This is a genomic window from Nostoc sp. PCC 7107, from assembly GCF_000316625.1.
GTDB lineage: Bacteria > Cyanobacteriota > Cyanobacteriia > Cyanobacteriales > Nostocaceae > Nostoc_B.
On record NC_019676.1, the window covers coordinates 5,124,247 to 5,140,341 of the forward strand.

14 protein-coding genes and 1 tRNA gene are annotated in these 16,095 nt (G+C 39.9%); 7 read left to right on the forward strand and 8 right to left on the reverse strand.

The window, feature by feature from the left end; translation table 11 throughout:
• Positions 1-7: 7 nt before the first annotated feature.
• From NOS7107_RS21860 to NOS7107_RS21875, 4 genes are all read left to right on the forward strand, one after another.
• Complete coding sequence (locus NOS7107_RS21860; protein ID WP_015115122.1) at positions 8-1,630, forward strand: DEAD/DEAH box helicase; 1,623 nt, start codon at positions 8-10, stop codon at positions 1,628-1,630.
• Entirely contained in the window at positions 1,623-3,446 is a 1,824-nt protein-coding gene (locus NOS7107_RS21865) for an ATP-binding protein (protein ID WP_015115123.1), read from the forward strand. The genes NOS7107_RS21860 and NOS7107_RS21865 overlap by 8 nt, the downstream gene beginning before the upstream one ends.
• A 68-nt stretch (positions 3,447-3,514) precedes the next feature.
• Complete coding sequence (locus NOS7107_RS21870) at positions 3,515-3,898, forward strand: hypothetical protein (RefSeq protein WP_015115124.1); 384 nt, start codon at positions 3,515-3,517, stop codon at positions 3,896-3,898.
• Between the two features lie 96 nt (positions 3,899-3,994).
• The gene (locus NOS7107_RS21875; protein ID WP_015115125.1) at positions 3,995-5,143 is read left to right on the forward strand and encodes a cysteine desulfurase family protein; all 1,149 of its coding nucleotides are present in this window, start codon (positions 3,995-3,997) and stop codon (positions 5,141-5,143) included.
• Positions 5,144-5,269: 126 nt separating this feature from the next.
• Here NOS7107_RS21875 and NOS7107_RS21880 read toward each other — a convergent pair whose 3' ends face one another.
• Positions 5,270-6,556: a bifunctional oligoribonuclease/PAP phosphatase NrnA gene (locus tag NOS7107_RS21880; protein ID WP_015115126.1), complete on the reverse strand. Its 1,287-nt coding sequence runs from the start codon at positions 6,554-6,556 to the stop codon at positions 5,270-5,272.
• A gap of 522 nt (positions 6,557-7,078) precedes the next feature.
• Positions 7,079-7,576 (reverse strand): HNH endonuclease, encoded by a 498-nt coding sequence (locus NOS7107_RS21885; protein WP_015115127.1) that lies wholly within the window; start codon positions 7,574-7,576, stop codon positions 7,079-7,081.
• Between the two features lie 383 nt (positions 7,577-7,959).
• On the opposite strand from NOS7107_RS21885, the gene alr reads away from it, so the two are divergent.
• Both alr and NOS7107_RS21895 read left to right on the forward strand, forming a co-directional pair.
• Positions 7,960-9,147, forward strand: a complete 1,188-nt coding sequence (gene alr, locus NOS7107_RS21890) for an alanine racemase (RefSeq protein WP_015115128.1) — start codon at positions 7,960-7,962, stop codon at positions 9,145-9,147.
• 142 nt (positions 9,148-9,289) lie between these two features.
• Positions 9,290-9,371, forward strand: a tRNA-Leu gene (locus NOS7107_RS21895).
• A 170-nt stretch (positions 9,372-9,541) separates the two neighbouring features.
• Here NOS7107_RS21895 and NOS7107_RS21900 read toward each other — a convergent pair.
• The 4 genes from NOS7107_RS21900 to NOS7107_RS21915 all read right to left on the reverse strand — a co-directional run bounded on the left by NOS7107_RS21900 (position 9,542) and on the right by NOS7107_RS21915 (position 14,394).
• Positions 9,542-12,754 (reverse strand): type I restriction endonuclease subunit R, encoded by a 3,213-nt coding sequence (locus NOS7107_RS21900; protein WP_015115129.1) that lies wholly within the window; start codon positions 12,752-12,754, stop codon positions 9,542-9,544.
• A 96-nt stretch (positions 12,755-12,850) separates the two neighbouring features.
• Positions 12,851-13,279 carry a type II toxin-antitoxin system VapC family toxin gene (locus NOS7107_RS21905; protein ID WP_015115130.1) on the reverse strand — a complete coding sequence of 143 codons (429 nt, stop codon included), beginning with the start codon at positions 13,277-13,279 and terminating at the stop codon, positions 12,851-12,853.
• Positions 13,280-13,281: 2 nt separating this feature from the next.
• Complete coding sequence (locus NOS7107_RS21910) at positions 13,282-13,494, reverse strand: hypothetical protein (RefSeq protein WP_015115131.1); 213 nt, start codon at positions 13,492-13,494, stop codon at positions 13,282-13,284.
• Between the two features lie 63 nt (positions 13,495-13,557).
• A complete protein-coding gene (locus NOS7107_RS21915; protein WP_015115132.1) occupies positions 13,558-14,394 on the reverse strand; it encodes a DUF4351 domain-containing protein in 837 nt (278 codons plus the stop codon).
• A gap of 432 nt (positions 14,395-14,826) precedes the next feature.
• Here NOS7107_RS21915 and NOS7107_RS21920 point away from each other — a divergent pair, with 432 nt between their 5' ends.
• On the forward strand, positions 14,827-15,288 hold the full coding sequence (locus NOS7107_RS21920; protein ID WP_015115133.1) for a DUF29 domain-containing protein: 462 nt from the start codon (positions 14,827-14,829) through the stop codon (positions 15,286-15,288).
• Positions 15,289-15,302: 14 nt separating this feature from the next.
• Here the strand turns inward: NOS7107_RS21920 and NOS7107_RS21925 are convergent, their stop codons facing one another.
• Together NOS7107_RS21925 and NOS7107_RS21930 are read right to left on the reverse strand one after the other, a co-directional pair.
• Entirely contained in the window at positions 15,303-15,638 is a 336-nt protein-coding gene (locus tag NOS7107_RS21925; protein ID WP_015115134.1) for a XisI protein, read from the reverse strand.
• Positions 15,639-15,672: 34 nt separating this feature from the next.
• On the reverse strand, positions 15,673-16,074 hold the full coding sequence (locus tag NOS7107_RS21930) for a type II toxin-antitoxin system HigA family antitoxin (RefSeq protein ID WP_015115135.1): 402 nt from the start codon (positions 16,072-16,074) through the stop codon (positions 15,673-15,675).
• Positions 16,075-16,095: the final 21 nt, after the last annotated feature.

A 16,095-nucleotide genomic window follows, 5' to 3' on the forward strand; every position in this document is an offset into this window, starting at 1 on the left:
GTGAAATTTGAACTTCAACGATTTACTATCAAAAGCAGATGAAGAAATACTACAGCAATTATTAGGTAGTGCAACTTTTCATCTGCTCAAACTCCTAGAACCTAATTTAGTTCACCCTAGTAAACTCAGAGAAATTCTGTTAACCCTTCATACCCCAGAAGAATTACTATTATCAAAAGAAAAACGAGATTTAATTTTTGATTTAATTACGCCAGAACAAGCGAAAATTATCGCGGTTGTACTAGAAGCACCTGAAAATAAAGACCCTTATCAAGCATTAAAAAAACTTAAAATCAGTGGAAATTTAGAAAGTAAAAAATATTTGTTTAACTTTTTTGAAATACCACTTAAACCAAGAAACGAAAGTACAATTGAAACTCCTACAATAATTGAAAATACTCCAAAGTATCCTTTATTTGCACACCAACGAAAAGCAGCCAAGAAAGTAAAAAACTATCTGAGTCAAGAACCTCGCCGTGTGCTTCTTCATCTTCCCACTGGTGCAGGTAAAACCCGTACTGCAATGAATATTATTGCAGACCATCTCAGAAACAATGAACCCACATTAGTAATCTGGTTAGCCTATAGTGAAGAACTTTGCGAACAAGCAGTTACTGAATTTCAAAAAGCCTGGGACAGTTTAGGGAATCGCACCCTTTCAACTTACCGCTTTTGGGGCAACCATGAGATAGACTTAGCACAAGCGCAAGATGGCTTAGTAGTAGCAGGATTAGCGAAAGTCTACAACGCCGCTAAAAAGAGTATCCGCTTTATTAATCAACTGGGTGTGCGTTCTTCATTAGTAATTATCGACGAAGCCCATCAAGCAGTAGCCGAAACCTATAAACTCGTCTTAGATTCCCTCGTCGTCCCCTACGAAAAAACCGCCTTACTAGGACTAACCGCCACACCTGGACGCACTTGGGCTGATATTAACACCGATGCACAACTAGCTAAATTCTTCGCCCACCAAAAAGTTACCTTAGAAATCGAGGGTTATGACAACCCCATTGATTATCTCGTAGCTCAACAATACCTAGCACAAGTTAACTATCGCTCTTTATTTTACGAAACCGGCATTGAACTCACACCTCAAGACCTCAAGCGCATTCATACAGACTTAGATATTCCCCCCTATATCCTCAATCGGTTAGCCGCAGACGAACAACGCAACCTCCGCATCATCCTAGAACTAGAAGCCCTCGCCCCACATCATCAACGCATTATTGTTTTTAATACCTCCGTGGAACACGCCAAACTCATCGCTTCCATCTTGCGTTTACGCGGCTTCCATGCTGATGCTGTCACAGGGGAAACCCCCAAATCCGAACGAGAACGGCTGATTCACAGCTTTAAAGACCAACAAACCCAAACCAAGATTTTATGTAACTACGGCGTATTAACCACTGGTTTCGACGCACCTAAAACCAGTGCTGCTGTTATCGCCCGTCCTACCAAATCCCTTGTTCTCTACAGCCAAATGGTAGGACGCGCCATCAGAGGAATCAAAGCTGGGGGTAATGCTACGGCCGAAATTGTCACCGTTGTCGATAGCCAACTTCCTGGTTTTGGTTCAGTTGCATCAGCCTTCCACAATTGGGAAGACGTTTGGAGGAAAACCCATGAATAACGCCCATGATATTGTTCCCACTCACTTAGCCGTCCAAGCCATGCGCGACAACGGTTATAAAAACGCCGCCTACGCCTTAGCCGAATTAATGGATAATGCCATTCAAGCTGGTGCATCGCAAGTAGAACTGCTGTGTGGCGAACGGAAACAATCGGTGGAAGGGAAAAGGCGATCGCGCATTGAACAAATCGCCGTGTTAGATAATGGTTGTGGGATGGATGCGAATGTTTTACGTCTCGCCCTGCAATTTGGTAATGGTACATATTTAGATCAAGATAAACATACCGGAATTGGACGTTTTGGGATGGGTTTACCGTCTTCCTCCATTTCCCAATGTCAAAGAGTTGATGTCTGGTCATGGCAAAATGGCATTGAAAATGCACTGCATAGTTACCTCGACTTAGATGAAATTAAAAATCAACGGTTGACGGAAGTACCAGAACCCACAATGCAACCAATTCCGATGATTTGGCGAAACATCGGTCAAAAATTTGGCGATAGTGGCACATTAGTAGTATGGTCAAAAATCGACCGTTGTATGTGGCAAACTGGCAAAGGAATTATTGATAATTCAGAATTTGTGATTGGTAGAATGTATCGCCAATTTATCAATAGCGGTGCAGTCAAAATTCGTATGGTGGCGTTTGATTTAGATGCTATATATAGCCTAATTGTAGAAAAATACGCTCTACCCAATGACCCAGGTTATCTAATAGAAAAAACCTCTTGTCCTGCACCATTTGATAATCAGGCAATGTTCCAACCTTGGCAGGGTGATACATCTTATGAAGCTACTTTTACTATTAACTTTAATGAACAAGAACATGAAGTTAAAGTGCGCTTTTCTTATGCTAAAGAAGAAGCGCGTTTAATAGAAGGAGTGAATAATGCAGGAAGTACACCTCATGGACAGCACGCTAAGAAAAATATAGGAGTTTCTATTGTTCGTGCAGGTAGAGAACTAGAACTAGATACGGGAGTAGTCAATGGTTATGATCCGACAGAACGCTGGTGGGGTGTAGAAGTAGAATTTCCTCCTTCCCTTGATGATATTTTTGGAGTCACTAATAATAAACAATCTGCTCGTAATTTAAGTGAACTTTTACGAATAGATAGTCAATCTTTATCAGAAGACGGTAAGACATTCACACAGTTAAAGGACGAACTAAAAGAAGATGAAGACCCGAAAAGACCTCTCTTAGATATTGTTGATAAAATAAACAACCAGTTGAGTATTATCCGTGGTTTAATCAAAGCACAAACTAAAGGCACTCGTAGCACCACTGAAAAACGCCATGACCCTTATAAACCAGAAAAAGTAGCAACTACCGTAACTCAAGAACGTCAATCACAGGGTTACAAAGGTAAAAGTGATGCAGAGGAAAAATTATCCAAAGAAGAACGCAAACAAGTTATAAAAGAAACTCTCAAAGAAGAAGGAGTTACAGAAACTAAAGCCGAATTATTAGCAGCGACAACAGTAGATGATGGCTTAAAGTATACCTTTGTCGAAGCACCTCTTGATACTCCTGCTTTTTTCTCTGTTAAACCCAGAGGCGGAGCAATTATTGTTACTTTAAATACCAGTCATCCTGCTTATCAAAACTTAGTAGAAATCTTAGAAGAAGATGTAGATAAAGCCGATATAGATACTTTACGTTCCCGGTTAATTAACTCTTTAGATGGTTTAAAATTACTCCTCATGGCATGGGCTAGATATGAGGATGAACAGCCAGATGGTAAATTTAAAGAAAATGCTCAAGATACCCGCATTGATTGGGGGAGGGTTGCTAGGAGGTTTTTAGAGAATGAGTAAGATTAAATCTCACGCAGAGGCGCAAAGACGCAAAGGGTTGATTAAGTATATCTTCGCTGAGAGTTGGTATGATTAATCAAAATCCTGAACTAACAAAAAATTATATCATTCAACTGTTAGCTCAGTTAACGATTGACTACCAAAATAGTAAGTCAGAAATACAGGCGATCTCTCATCAACTACCTGTCTCAGAAACGGAATTTACATTATTAGAAGAAATTGAGCTATTAACTACAGACATTCGCGGCTATGCCAGCCAAATTAAAGCTAGAGGATATATAGAAAATCCACAACAAGCAATTGAACAATTAAAACAAAAACGAGTGTTTGATATTCCGAGTATTTCCCAATTGTATTTGCAGAACTCTCATGAATACGGAAATATTAAATCATACCTAAGAATGTTAGATTATTTAAGACTATTAATTTTAGAATATTTAACTCTTCAGTAAAAGTGATTAAATTTCACGCTTCAGACGCATAGAGAGTTTCCATAATAATTCTCGGCGTTCCTTTGCGTTTCCTTCGCGTTACTCTGCGTTAAAAAAATGACTAAAATAATCTACCTCGATTACCACTCAACTACTCCCGTTGACCCTAGAGTAGCCGAGAAAGTCATGTATTATATGACTACCGCCTTTGGTAATGCTAATAGTGTAGATCATGGTTATGGAGACGAAGCAGCAAAAGCAGTTAAACAAGCACGTCAACAAATAGCAGAATTAATCAACGCTTCCCCCAAAGAAATTATTTTTACATCTGGTGCAACAGAAAGCATTAACTTAGCAATTCAAGGAAACATTTCTCAACAAAATACCCCCGCCAAAATCATTATTTCTCCAGTGGAACACAAAGCTGTTTTAGATACCTGCAAAGCCTTAGTTAAAAAAGGACTGGCGGAAATTATTTGGTTGAAAGTCAATCAACAAGCGCAGATTGATTTAGAACATCTGGAAAAAGTCTGTGCTGATGGTGCGGCTTTACTCTGCGTGATGGCGGCTAATAATGAAGTAGGGACAATTTACCCCATAGAAAAAATCGGCGCGATCGCCTCTTCTTACAATATCCCTTTTTTATGCGACGCATCCCAAGCCGTCGGGAAAATTCCCCTCAATTTCCAAGACTGGGGGATTACCTATCTCGCAATTTCTGGACATAAACTCTATGCACCGAAAGGCGTTGGTGCGTTGGTAGTCAAAAGAAATTATCATCTTCCACCGATGATTTACGGTGGTGGACATGAACAGGGACTCAGATCAGGTACGCTCAACGTCCCCGGAATCGCTGGCTTGGGGGAAGCTTGCAGATTAAGGGGGTTGGAGATGGAAAGGGATGAAAAGGCGATCGCACTTTTACGAGATCAGCTACAAAACCAACTCCAAATTGCAATTCCTGACTTAGTTGTGAACGGAGACTTAAATAACCGTTTATCAGGTAACTTACATATTTCTATTACTGGTATTCCCAATAGCGCCATCATTGCTAGAGTTCGTCATCACTTAGCTATTTCTAGTGGTGCAGCTTGTTCATCAGGTGTTGTTGCACCATCTCACGTTTTACAAGCAATGAATCTTTCAGAGAATATAGTTGAGGGAGCTTTAAGAATTGGTATAGGAAAATTTACTACTAGAGAAGAAATAGAAAAAGCATCATATTTGATAATCAGTGCAGTAAATCAAATTCATAGCATCAGGTAAGCAATCCGCCATATTTCCAAAATTTAAATACTGAAAGTAAATAAACAGCCAAGAAAGAAATTTCTGGCTGCCAATTTAAATTCAGTTAAACTTGTACTCTTTATCCTTTGCCTTCAATCGCCAGATTTACTCTGACTGAATCGGGTTATCTTTTGGATTAACTAACCTCAGTAATTTCTGCTTAATTTGAGCGTCAAAAACTTCCCATTTCATCTTCGCGTAGGGGGAATTTTCGTTACTGCCAGAGAGGAAACCCATTGGGATTTCAAACCCGCCAGCACTGGTTCTACCACCACCAAAAAAGCGTCCGGTGCTGTCTTGACCAAAGGCTTCTTTGATGAATTCATCGGGGTCGAGGGTGAGTTTGGTGGTTCTTAGAGAACCGATAACTACTTCGAGTTCGTCGTCTTCGTCGTGAACAATGCCGTACACTACGGCGGTGTGGACGTTTTCTTCGGTGACGAGGAAATCAGCTGCTTGGGGAATAGCATCGCGGTCGTCGTAGCGCAGATAACCAACACCAGCGATGGAAAAGTTATTCTGTACTATACGATTTTTTAGCGATCGCTCAATCACATCCATTACCCGTTTGGAACGGTTTGCCTGGAGAATGGCGTTTAATAATTGAGCATCATAAAATCGACTCAGATACGCAGCCGCCATAAAATCTTCTTCTTGGGCTTGCATTAGTCGATTTGTATCCGATCGCAAACCGTGCATCAAGGCTGTGGCACATTTAACGTGTTGGCTAATGCTGCTGTCTAAAGCTAATAACCCAGATTGCAGATATTGAGTAAAAATTGTTGCCGTTGCTCGTACGTACGGGCGGACATCGACATACTCTGATTTGAGTTCTGTCTGTAAGCTGTGATGATCAATCACTGCTACTAAGGGCATTCCGGCCTGTTGTACTGGATTTAATAACTGACTGGTGGTTCCTTGATTGTCAATTAATACAAAGCCTTGATAACAAGACAAATCTTTGGATTTGACATTTTGTGGTGTCCAACGCTGGGCTGGTAAATTTGTCAGCTTGACTAAGGCGATATTCTCTTGATGGCTCAAAGTCCCAGCATAAACAATTTCACATTTAATGTCGTATTGTTGAGCAATTAGCTGGTAAGCCCAAGCACAGGAGAGCGCATCAGGGTCAGGAAAATCTTGCAAAATGATTAGCTGGCGCTCATGTCTATGAGCTAATAAGGTCTTTTGCAGTTCCTCGGCTTTTTGAAAAGTTAAGGAATTGTTACGTTGACCGAGATAAACACTCAACCCATCGCTTGTAGAGGCTGGCAAGGATGGCCGATTCAGTGGTAGTTCAACGACTTCTTGGTCTACCTCAGCATCGTCTGGACTCGGCTCTGTGGTCAATGAAAAACTCTCTGACTGCTTCAAGGAAGAATTTAGTTGCATAGAAAACATCTTTGTTAAGTGTGAGGCCTTATTAATTGAGAAAGTTACAACCAGGGTTTTACTGATTTAGCCACACATCTTGATCTTCGCAAAAATATAGAAACCTGGGGATACGTATCTTGGTGTATTTTTTGTCAAGATAACTAGGCAAAATTTTCTCAACTTCTACCCAATTACATATAGCGACAGAAAATCAATGTTTCGGGTTTATGGTCAAACTTTAATTTTTATCCTCGCTAGACCATTCTCTGAGTTAGAGAGAATTTTTTGAGCAAGTCTAGATTTTTTAAGTTTATAGATATATAATAAGAAACTGTTGAATTATTTAGGCAGATGCCAACACACTACTCTAACAGATACCGTTAGGCTATTGCCAAAAGCAACTGCAATTCCTTATTAGAATGCAACACCAGTGGTAGTAGTATGTTAGCACCTAACCTATAGTTGCTCCCACTCAGTCAAAACCATCACACCGATAATCGGTTGTTGTGGCTATCCTGAGTTAGGATGGAGTTTTTAGTGTCAAAGACCTATCACATATTTTTGCCACTCTTGATGCAGTCCACTTTTAAGATGCTTACTAACCTCAAAATAGAGGCTACTGTAAGGTTGACGAGGTAAATGACGTAGGAGCATGTGGGCTTCTTGAGGTGTGCGATTGCCTTTTTTCACATTGCACCGGACGCAAGCCGTAACGATGTTTTCCCAGCTATCGCCGCCACCACGCGATCGCGGTATGACATGATCTAAGGTCAATTCGTCCCCTGTATAGCCACAATATTGACAAGTATGTCCGTCTCGGTGCAGAAGGTTTCGACGAGTCAGAGGCATCTCTTTATAGGGAACACGCACATAATGGCGTAGGCGAATCACCGTTGGCAACGGAAAACCCGCGTAAAGTAACCTGCCATTGTGTTCAACTCGTTCTGCCTTGCCTTTGATTAACAAAACCGCAGCCCGTCGCCAGCTCGTAATATTGAGCGGTTCGTAAGAGGCGTTTAAGACTAAAACCTTACCCATTGATTAAAGCTCAAGGTATTAGTTTTACATATATTAACACGATTCTCTTCTCCTTGGGAGATGAGAATAAATTATACTTCCGGAATAATTGAATAACTGTTGTATTTAAGAATAAATCTTTGACTAAAGATATCAATAATTAGTTCTAACTGCACAATTGCAATGAGATAGAGCCAGATATACCTTGATTTGGCGCTAAATTTGAAGTAAAAAGAAATACTTGTAAATTTTTATTAACTGTAGTTAAAAGTCTTTTGAGATACTCAATTCCTTTTCAGAAAAAGTTTTCAATCAACACGGAAGTAGTTTGAATGAGTATGAATATCTAAAAATGAATACATAATTGTGAAAGTTTAGTGGTGGTGTGATAGGAGAACAGAAATATGCTAAGTCGTGATCAAGTGACTAGTGTTGCATCTCATCAACAATGCGACACTTATGCGTGGTTTTCCCAGCGTGCTTGGGTAGAAATTGATTTAGATGCGTTGTCGCACAATGTACAGCAAATAAAGCAGTTGTTATCACCACGTACTCAGTTGATGGCGGTAGTCAAAGCTGATGCTTATGGACACGGAGCAGTCACAGTCGCGCAAACGGCATTACAATCGGGAGCGAGTTGGTTAGGAGTCGCCACTGTTCCAGAGGGGATTCAATTACGGGAAGCAGGAATACAAGCGCCGATATTGATTTTAGGCGCAACCCAAACACCAGAGCAAATTCATGCGATCGCCCATTGGAATCTCCAGCCAACATTGTGCAGTCCCAAACAAGCTTTAATTTTTTCCAACATTTTAGAAGCAATTAACTACGGCTCCCCCGTATCTGTACATATTAAATTAGATACGGGAATGTCTCGGTTAGGAACTAATTGGCAAGACGCAGCCGAGTTTGTACAGTTAGTAGAACGCTTACCGCATTTGACTATCAAGAGTGTTTACTCTCACTTAGCCACTGCTGATAGTCCTGATCCAGCGATTATGGAAGAACAGCATAGAAGATTTAAAAGTGCGATCGCCCAAATTCAAAAAATCGGCATTAAAATTCCTAGCTTGCACTTAGCAAACACAGCCGCCACTCTCGCAGATTCCCAACTGCACTACGACATGGTAAGAGTGGGTTTAGGCGTTTACGGTCTTGCTCCTGCATCTCATTTAAAACAAAAAATTCACTTAAAACCTGTGTTACAGGTAAAAGCACGCATCACTCAAGTCAAAACTATCGCCGCTGGTACTGGTGTTAGCTATGGCCATCAATTTGTAGCTGATAGAGAAATGCGCCTTGCGGTTGTAGCTATCGGCTACGCTGATGGTATACCGCGCAACCTTTCTAATAAGATGCAGGTATTGTTACGCGGTCAGCGAATACCTCAAATTGGCGCAATTACAATGGATCAGTTGATGATCGATATCAGTAATATTCCTGATATTCAAGAAGGGGAAATTGTGACTTTACTCGGCGACCAAGGAAAAGAACAAATCACTGCTGATGATTGGGCAGAACAATTAAATACTATTTCTTGGGAAATTCTTTGCGGGTTTAAGCATCGCCTACCGCGTGTTGGGGTTATTTAGTATAAAAAGGTGGAAGTCTGAAATGAATATAGCCACATAGTGTGCTTCTTAGCAATTTTCGATGTTTAATTGGGAATAGAAAAGTAAAAGAATCAATTTCTATTCCCAAAAATTTATGCTATACTAGAGTAGTTGACTAAATGCGGATGTGGCGGAATTGGCAGACGCGCTAGATTTAGGTTCTAGTTCCGAGAGGAGTGAAGGTTCAAGTCCTTTCATCCGCACTCACAAAAAAGTGGTATAAATCCGAAGTTTCCGAGATAATAATTGTACAGTGACGCATTATTTGTCATCGGTGATAGATGAATGTCATTGTTACCGTTTAATTGTCGTCGTGACCCACTAGTGTTTCTTGATTAATTGATGAAAAATTAAAGAGTAATATCAAGTAATATTACGCTGCATAAGGATGCTTATTAGCACTTTTATACTGCTGATAAATATGGAGAAATACTATATTACTCAGGTTATCTACATCGCTATCATCGTAGGCATCTACAGGTAAACCTGTGTCTTCGCTATACAAGTAATTATAAATAAAACTCTTAATTGTGGCTCTTGTAGATTCCTTATCTCGCCAGTTTTCTAGTTGCTGTAATTGTGATTTCACGGCTTCAATTAAAGACTGAGCAACTTGTTTGACGCGGTTTCTAATTCTGGTATCCAAATTATCTTTAGATGAGCAAAGCAAGTCAAAAACGGCAAGGTGTTCTTCGCTTAAACCTTCGCGGACAGCGCGGGTGTCTTCTTCTGAGAGGTCTTTGACAAGTTGCAGCAGTTCCTCAAAAGTTTGCTCAATGGCTACTCGGTCAGTTTCGCGGTTATAGTTTTGGATAACTTGTTGATAGCGCGTGTAGTAGTCAATGCGAGATGGGTTTCGTTGTACCATTCGCTGGAGTTGGCGTTCGACGGCTTCTTTGAGGGTTTGGACTGAGGTATTTTTAGTTGGGGAATTGGCAAATTCTGCTTTTAATAATTCAAAGTCAATTTTGCTGATATTGTAAGTTTTGTTTGACTCTGCACCTGGAAGACGGGAACTATCAACGTTGATGAACTCGCTAACGATACCTTGTAAGGAACGGAGAACAGCGTTGATATCTAGAGATATTTTGTGTTGTTCGTGTAAGTATTTGTAAATTTGCTCAATGGTGTTATGTCTACCTTGGTAGGGTGCTGTTAATTTCGGTTCAGTAATTAGCGCCTGTTTCTTTTTGAAGACTTCCCTGGCTAATACTTCAAAGCGGGCGCGAGATTCATCGTTTGTACAAACTGCATTAACTGCACTGAATAAGGCAGCAATTTTATCAAATCCTTCTGTTTCAAGCAATTCTTGCAGGTCAAACCCCAGGTTGGCGATGTGGTCAATACAATTTTGAAGCGCGATCGCATAATCTTCTTGTAATTGGTTCAGGTCGTTGTAAGGTGTTATACTCTCGTCTGTGCTTTCTGCTTCTGCACGGGAGTATCTGGCAAGGGCGGCACGCAGACTTGTTAAAATACCGTTGTAATCAATTAACAAGCCGTTATTTTTCCCTTCGTAGACGCGATTTGCGCGAGCGATCGCTTGCATGAGAGTATGTCCTTGTAAAGGTTTATCTATATATAATGTGGCAAGGCTGGGGACATCAAAGCCTGTTAACCACATAGCGCAGACAATAGCAAGGCGGAAAGGGTGTTTTTCGTTCTTAAATTCTTCTTCTAGATTGCGACTTTTGATAATTTGGCGATGGGGAACTATATCTAAATCCCAATCTTTGAAAGTTTTAACTTCATTTTGGGCTTCGCTAATCACAACTAAATATTCTGTTGACTCCAACCATTGCAAATATTGCTGATGTTCTACTTCCTCTTGTTCATCACCAGCTTGTTTGACTAATTGTTTCTGTGCTTGTATTGCTTGTTTCCAGTATTTATCGATAAGTCCGTGCATTCGCACAGCCGTAATTTTATCTAGACAAACAAGCATCGCTTTTCCGGTTTGCCAACGTTGGGTATAGTGAGCTACTAAGTCTTGGGCGATTCGGTCTAAACGTTTTTCGGCGGTGAGGATGAGATATTCTCCCCCCAAGCGGCGACGGACGGCTTCTTCTTGTTCTGCATCGAGGTCAAATTGTTTGATGGCGGTGGCGAGGCGTTGATTTAGTTCTTTGTCAGCTGCAACCTGGCGTTGAGTGCCTTTGTCGTCATAATATAATTCTTCGCCTCGGTTGTCGTAGTAGAGGGGAACTGTTGCACCATCTTCTACAGCGCGTTGGAAGTCGTAGGTGGAAACGTAGCCGCCGAAAACTCGACGGGTAAGTTGGTCTTCTTCCGACTCCATTAAGGGCGTACCAGTAAAGCCGATGAAAGATGCGTTGGGTAAACTAGAACGCATATTTTCCGCAAGTTTACCGTATTGGGTGCGGTGCGCTTCGTCGGAGATGACGATAATATCGGGACGGTGGGAGTAAATCTCACCAGGTTTGTTGAATTTGTGAATCAGCGTGAAAACGTAGCGATGGTTGTCTTTGAGTAATTCAGCTAATTGTTCACCACTGGCGGCTTGGGTGTTATTTTCTTTGATAGCACCAACACCAGCAAAGGTTTGCACGATTTGATTATCTAATTCTTGGCGGTCTGTGACGATGACAAAGGTAAAATTACCTGGTAATTGGCGGTGGGCTTTGCGAGTCAGAAATGCCATTGAGTAAGATTTCCCGCTACCTTGAGTATGCCAAAAAACGCCAAGTTTACCTTCTCGGACTTCCCGTTGTTGAACGGCGGTAAATGCGCGGTTAACACCAAGAAACTGGTGATTACGAGTCAGTATTTTGATAGTTTTACCGCTACTGTCATCAAAGAGGATGAAGTTTTCGATGATGTCGAGGAAATTGTCTTTACGGCACATCCCCATTAACATTGTTTGGTAGTCAACTTTGCCTTTTTCTTCTTCTTCTAGACGTTTCCATTCTTGGAAGTGGCTGTAACGACTGGTGATGCTACCTACTTTCCCCTCTATTCCATTACTCAACATGACTATGGCGTTGTGATGGAAAATTTCGGGTATAGTATCTTTGTAATCGGTGTAGTTGTCTTCGTAAGCCACTCTGACGTTGCGGTGGGTGGCTTTAAGTTCAATAAATAGTAAAGGAATTCCATTAACAAAGCCGATGATATCAGGTCGTTTGGAATAGAGAGAACCTTTAATAGACAACTCCCGCACAACCAGGAAATGATTATTTTCGGGGTTTTGAAAGTCAATCACTTTCAGGCGGGGATTGATAGTTTCACCGTGTGGGTTTTTGTAGGGTTTCTCTAGGATACCTTCACGGATAAGTTGGTATTTTTTCTGGTTGATGGTGATTAATTGCTCTGAAATATTGGATGTGGTGAATGCAAGGGTCGCATCGTCGTATACTTGCTGTGGATGACCAGGATTAAATTTCTCTAATGCTTGGCGAAGATAGCGTGTGAGGACAACTTCTCGTTTATCTTCGCGTCCTAGTGTACCATTAGTGCCGAATGTTTCTTTTTTGTATGCGTAAACTGAGTGCCATTTCAGGGTTTCTTCAAAGAAATTAGCGGTAGTTTGTTGCACTAGGCGGTCTTCGGAATATTCGGCACTCATGGGGGTGATAGGTAATACAGGTAGCTATTATATTGATGGCTTTATTTGGGTAAGTAGCAAGTATCACTTAGCCAAAACTGACAATTGGAAATTTATTTATACTGTCCAATCTTCTATAACCAAGTCTGGTACTTGGCTAAAATCACGACTGTTTCGAGTCAATAATACCAAATTCCGAGAAAGGGCTATTGATGCAATTCGTAAATCCATTGTAGCGATACGAACCCGTTTTGCTCTTAGTGTGTCAAAAATTGTGGCGGATGCTGCGTCAAATGCTAAAACTGGAGCAACGGAAAAGCCTTGCAAAATCTCTAGTAATATGGCATACCCCCGAATTGTATCAGCCGATGTTTGGGTGCGATTTATAAAAGCATTTGCACCAAGTACCTGCTCGTGGAGGCTAACAATAGAAAATGCAAAATCTCCGGGTGAGTGTTTAGCAATTTTAGCAGCTATATTTGCGTATTCTTGACTGGAACGGCGTTGTATAAAACTAATGTGGTCGGTATCAAAAAGGTACTTCACACTTATTCACTCATTTCGTCTGCGGGTTTGTCTGCGTAACGTAACGATTTTCCATATTCCAAAACTTCCAGGAAAGTTTGTTCATCAGAAATAGAACCAGTCACTTTTTCTAACCAATTGCTAGGGGTGGGAGATGCTATTAGCAGACGTTTGAGTTCGGTAACTGTACGTTCAAGATTTACCAAGCGTTGCTCAATAATAGTTTCATCTAACATGATTTTTAAGGCTTGTGAATATCAATAGTTGGGATATTTAACAGGTTGAAAAAAAACTTAACTTCAAATACTTTCTTGTTCATCCAACCAAGCAACTAAATTATTCACCTCAGATATTCTGAAAAGTGCGCGACATAAAGCCTCTAATTGTCCAATTTTCAAAGCTTGAACTTTTTGAAAAATTGAATCATCAATCTCACCAAAACGTTCTTCCAACAGAGACATAGACAAAGAAAAAGCTTCTTGTTTTTTTCCCTGTTCTTGTCCCTTCTGTAAAATATCCTGATAAATAACCGACTCTTGCATAATATCCTCACTTAACATTTGACGAATCAAAGTTTTGTCAAACCGCAAACCAGCTAAAATTTCCGTATACCCGGCAATATTCTGTTTTGTCTCTCTATCTAAAATTTTAGCCACTTTTTCGGCAACCTGAGATAATAAAGCTGGGGGAGAATCTGTGCGACTCAGAGTAGCTAGAGGCAATAAATTTAAATTATTGAGGAATAAGTCTGAATCCTGCTCCCACATCCGCACTACACGATAGCGATGTATAGTTGTGTCATCCAGATATTGTTCAGTAAAAGCAATTTCATCATCCGTCTCTTGCAAAAATATTACTACCTGGACAACTGGACACTTGTATTGACGCTTTAATCTCACAGAATAATCTAACATTCGGAAAGAAACCGCAGGATTAGACTGTGTTAAAGTCTGAAATTCAATATGCAGTATCTTGTTAGCCGTTTGTAAAAATGTAACGGAATCTGCACGAATTGGCTCTAAACTTAATTCGGTTTTTAATACTTTAACATCTGTAGATTCTTCAGCGATTAACCATCTGATAAAATCTCCTGGATGTTTTTCTGCTAAAAGTTTACATACGTTATCAAAACTCACAATGTATAACTAATTAATATTGAATTTTTAAATATTATAAAATGGTTGGTTTAAATATACAAACTCTACGATTAAAGAATTATTTCAACTGATATCGGTATTTTACAGATGTAGGTTAGGTTAAGCGTAGCGCAACCAAGCATGGATCTTGAAAGCTTAACCGATATCTTGGTATTGGGTTTCCTTACGTCAACCCAACCTACTGTTCTGGTGAGAAATTCGGGTAACAGTGGGGCGATTTCCGCAGGCAGAAGTCAAGGTAAGCTTTTGGTAAGGTGAAATTTTGTTATTATATACTTATCCTGCTATTTACGAAGTCTCAAGTTTCACTTGGGATACGCCCAAAAGAATCTATTTAGATATGTAATGAGCATAGCAAGAGTGGGGTTAAATTAAGTTTACTGGTTGGATTTTTGGAGGTTTAAAAATCAGATGACAGCACCTCAACCAACGATTGTTACAAACTCTCATCTTTACGAGCAAGATTTTTATCTGTGGATAGAGACAACGGCTCAACAATTAAAAGAAGGGAGATTTTCTGAGGTTGATTTAGAAAATCTGGTTGAAGAAATTGAAAGCATGGGGAGAAGTGAAAGAAGAGCTTTAGAAAGCAATTTGGTGATTTTATTAATGCACCTATTAAAATACAAATATCAGCCAGAAAAACGTACTAATAGTTGGCTTTCTACTATCTTTGAACATCGACGCAGACTAAATAAAAATTTGCAAGATAGCCCAAGTTTAAAAAAATACTTTGCTGAAAGCTTTATGGAATGTTATCAGGATGCGCGTCAGTTAGCGGCTTTAGAAACTGGATTAACTCTTGATACTTTCCCTGTGGAGTCTTTTTTAACTGTGAATGAATGTTTGAATCAAGAATTTTTACCTGATTAGTTAAGCATTAATATTTAACCTACAGCATAATCTGTAAATTGGCGTTTAAATGGGGAATGAAAGCCGATGACAATATCCTGTTTGGGGATACCTAAATTTGCTAAATCTTCTCCGACTTCATTTTCGGTTCCATTGTGTTGCAGCCAAACTTTACCATCTTTGATGTCTAGATGTATGAAACAACCATAAATACGACGGTCATTTTTCCAGCCGACATTTACAAGTTGATAGTGGTGATGTTCTGTGTCGAAAATTAGTTGGGTTTCAATTTCTGGTTCTTGATTAGAAATTGCAGCATATTCTTGCAGAAGTTGCTGAATTATTTGTTGATATTTTTTTAGTTTATCCATTCGACTATTTCCTCCGTTACAGGTTTATAAGTAATCAATCTATAAACAACTCAGCATCAATTTGGAAAAATTCACCCAATGCTTTCGCTTGTGCTTTACTAATCTGTTGCTTACCGTTGATAATTTCAGATACAACAATACTCGAACCAATTACACCAATTAAATCAGTTGGTTTGAAATTTCGAGCTTCGATTAAATGCAGAAGCATCGATAATGGGGTTGTCTCACCCATTGGGTATGTTTCATTTTCATATTTTTCTATTAAAGCAATCAATAAGTCATATAAAGCCGATTCTTCAGATGTTCGGTTTGTTCGGTGTGCGAGTTCTTGGGCTATAATTATTGCTTGTTCGTTTTCTGCGTCATTTGTAATTACTTTTGATTGATACTTAGCTAGTAAAAGTGCGTAATTTTCTGGATTAAAAGTAAGGTTCATTATAAGAGTATTTTGTCAAGT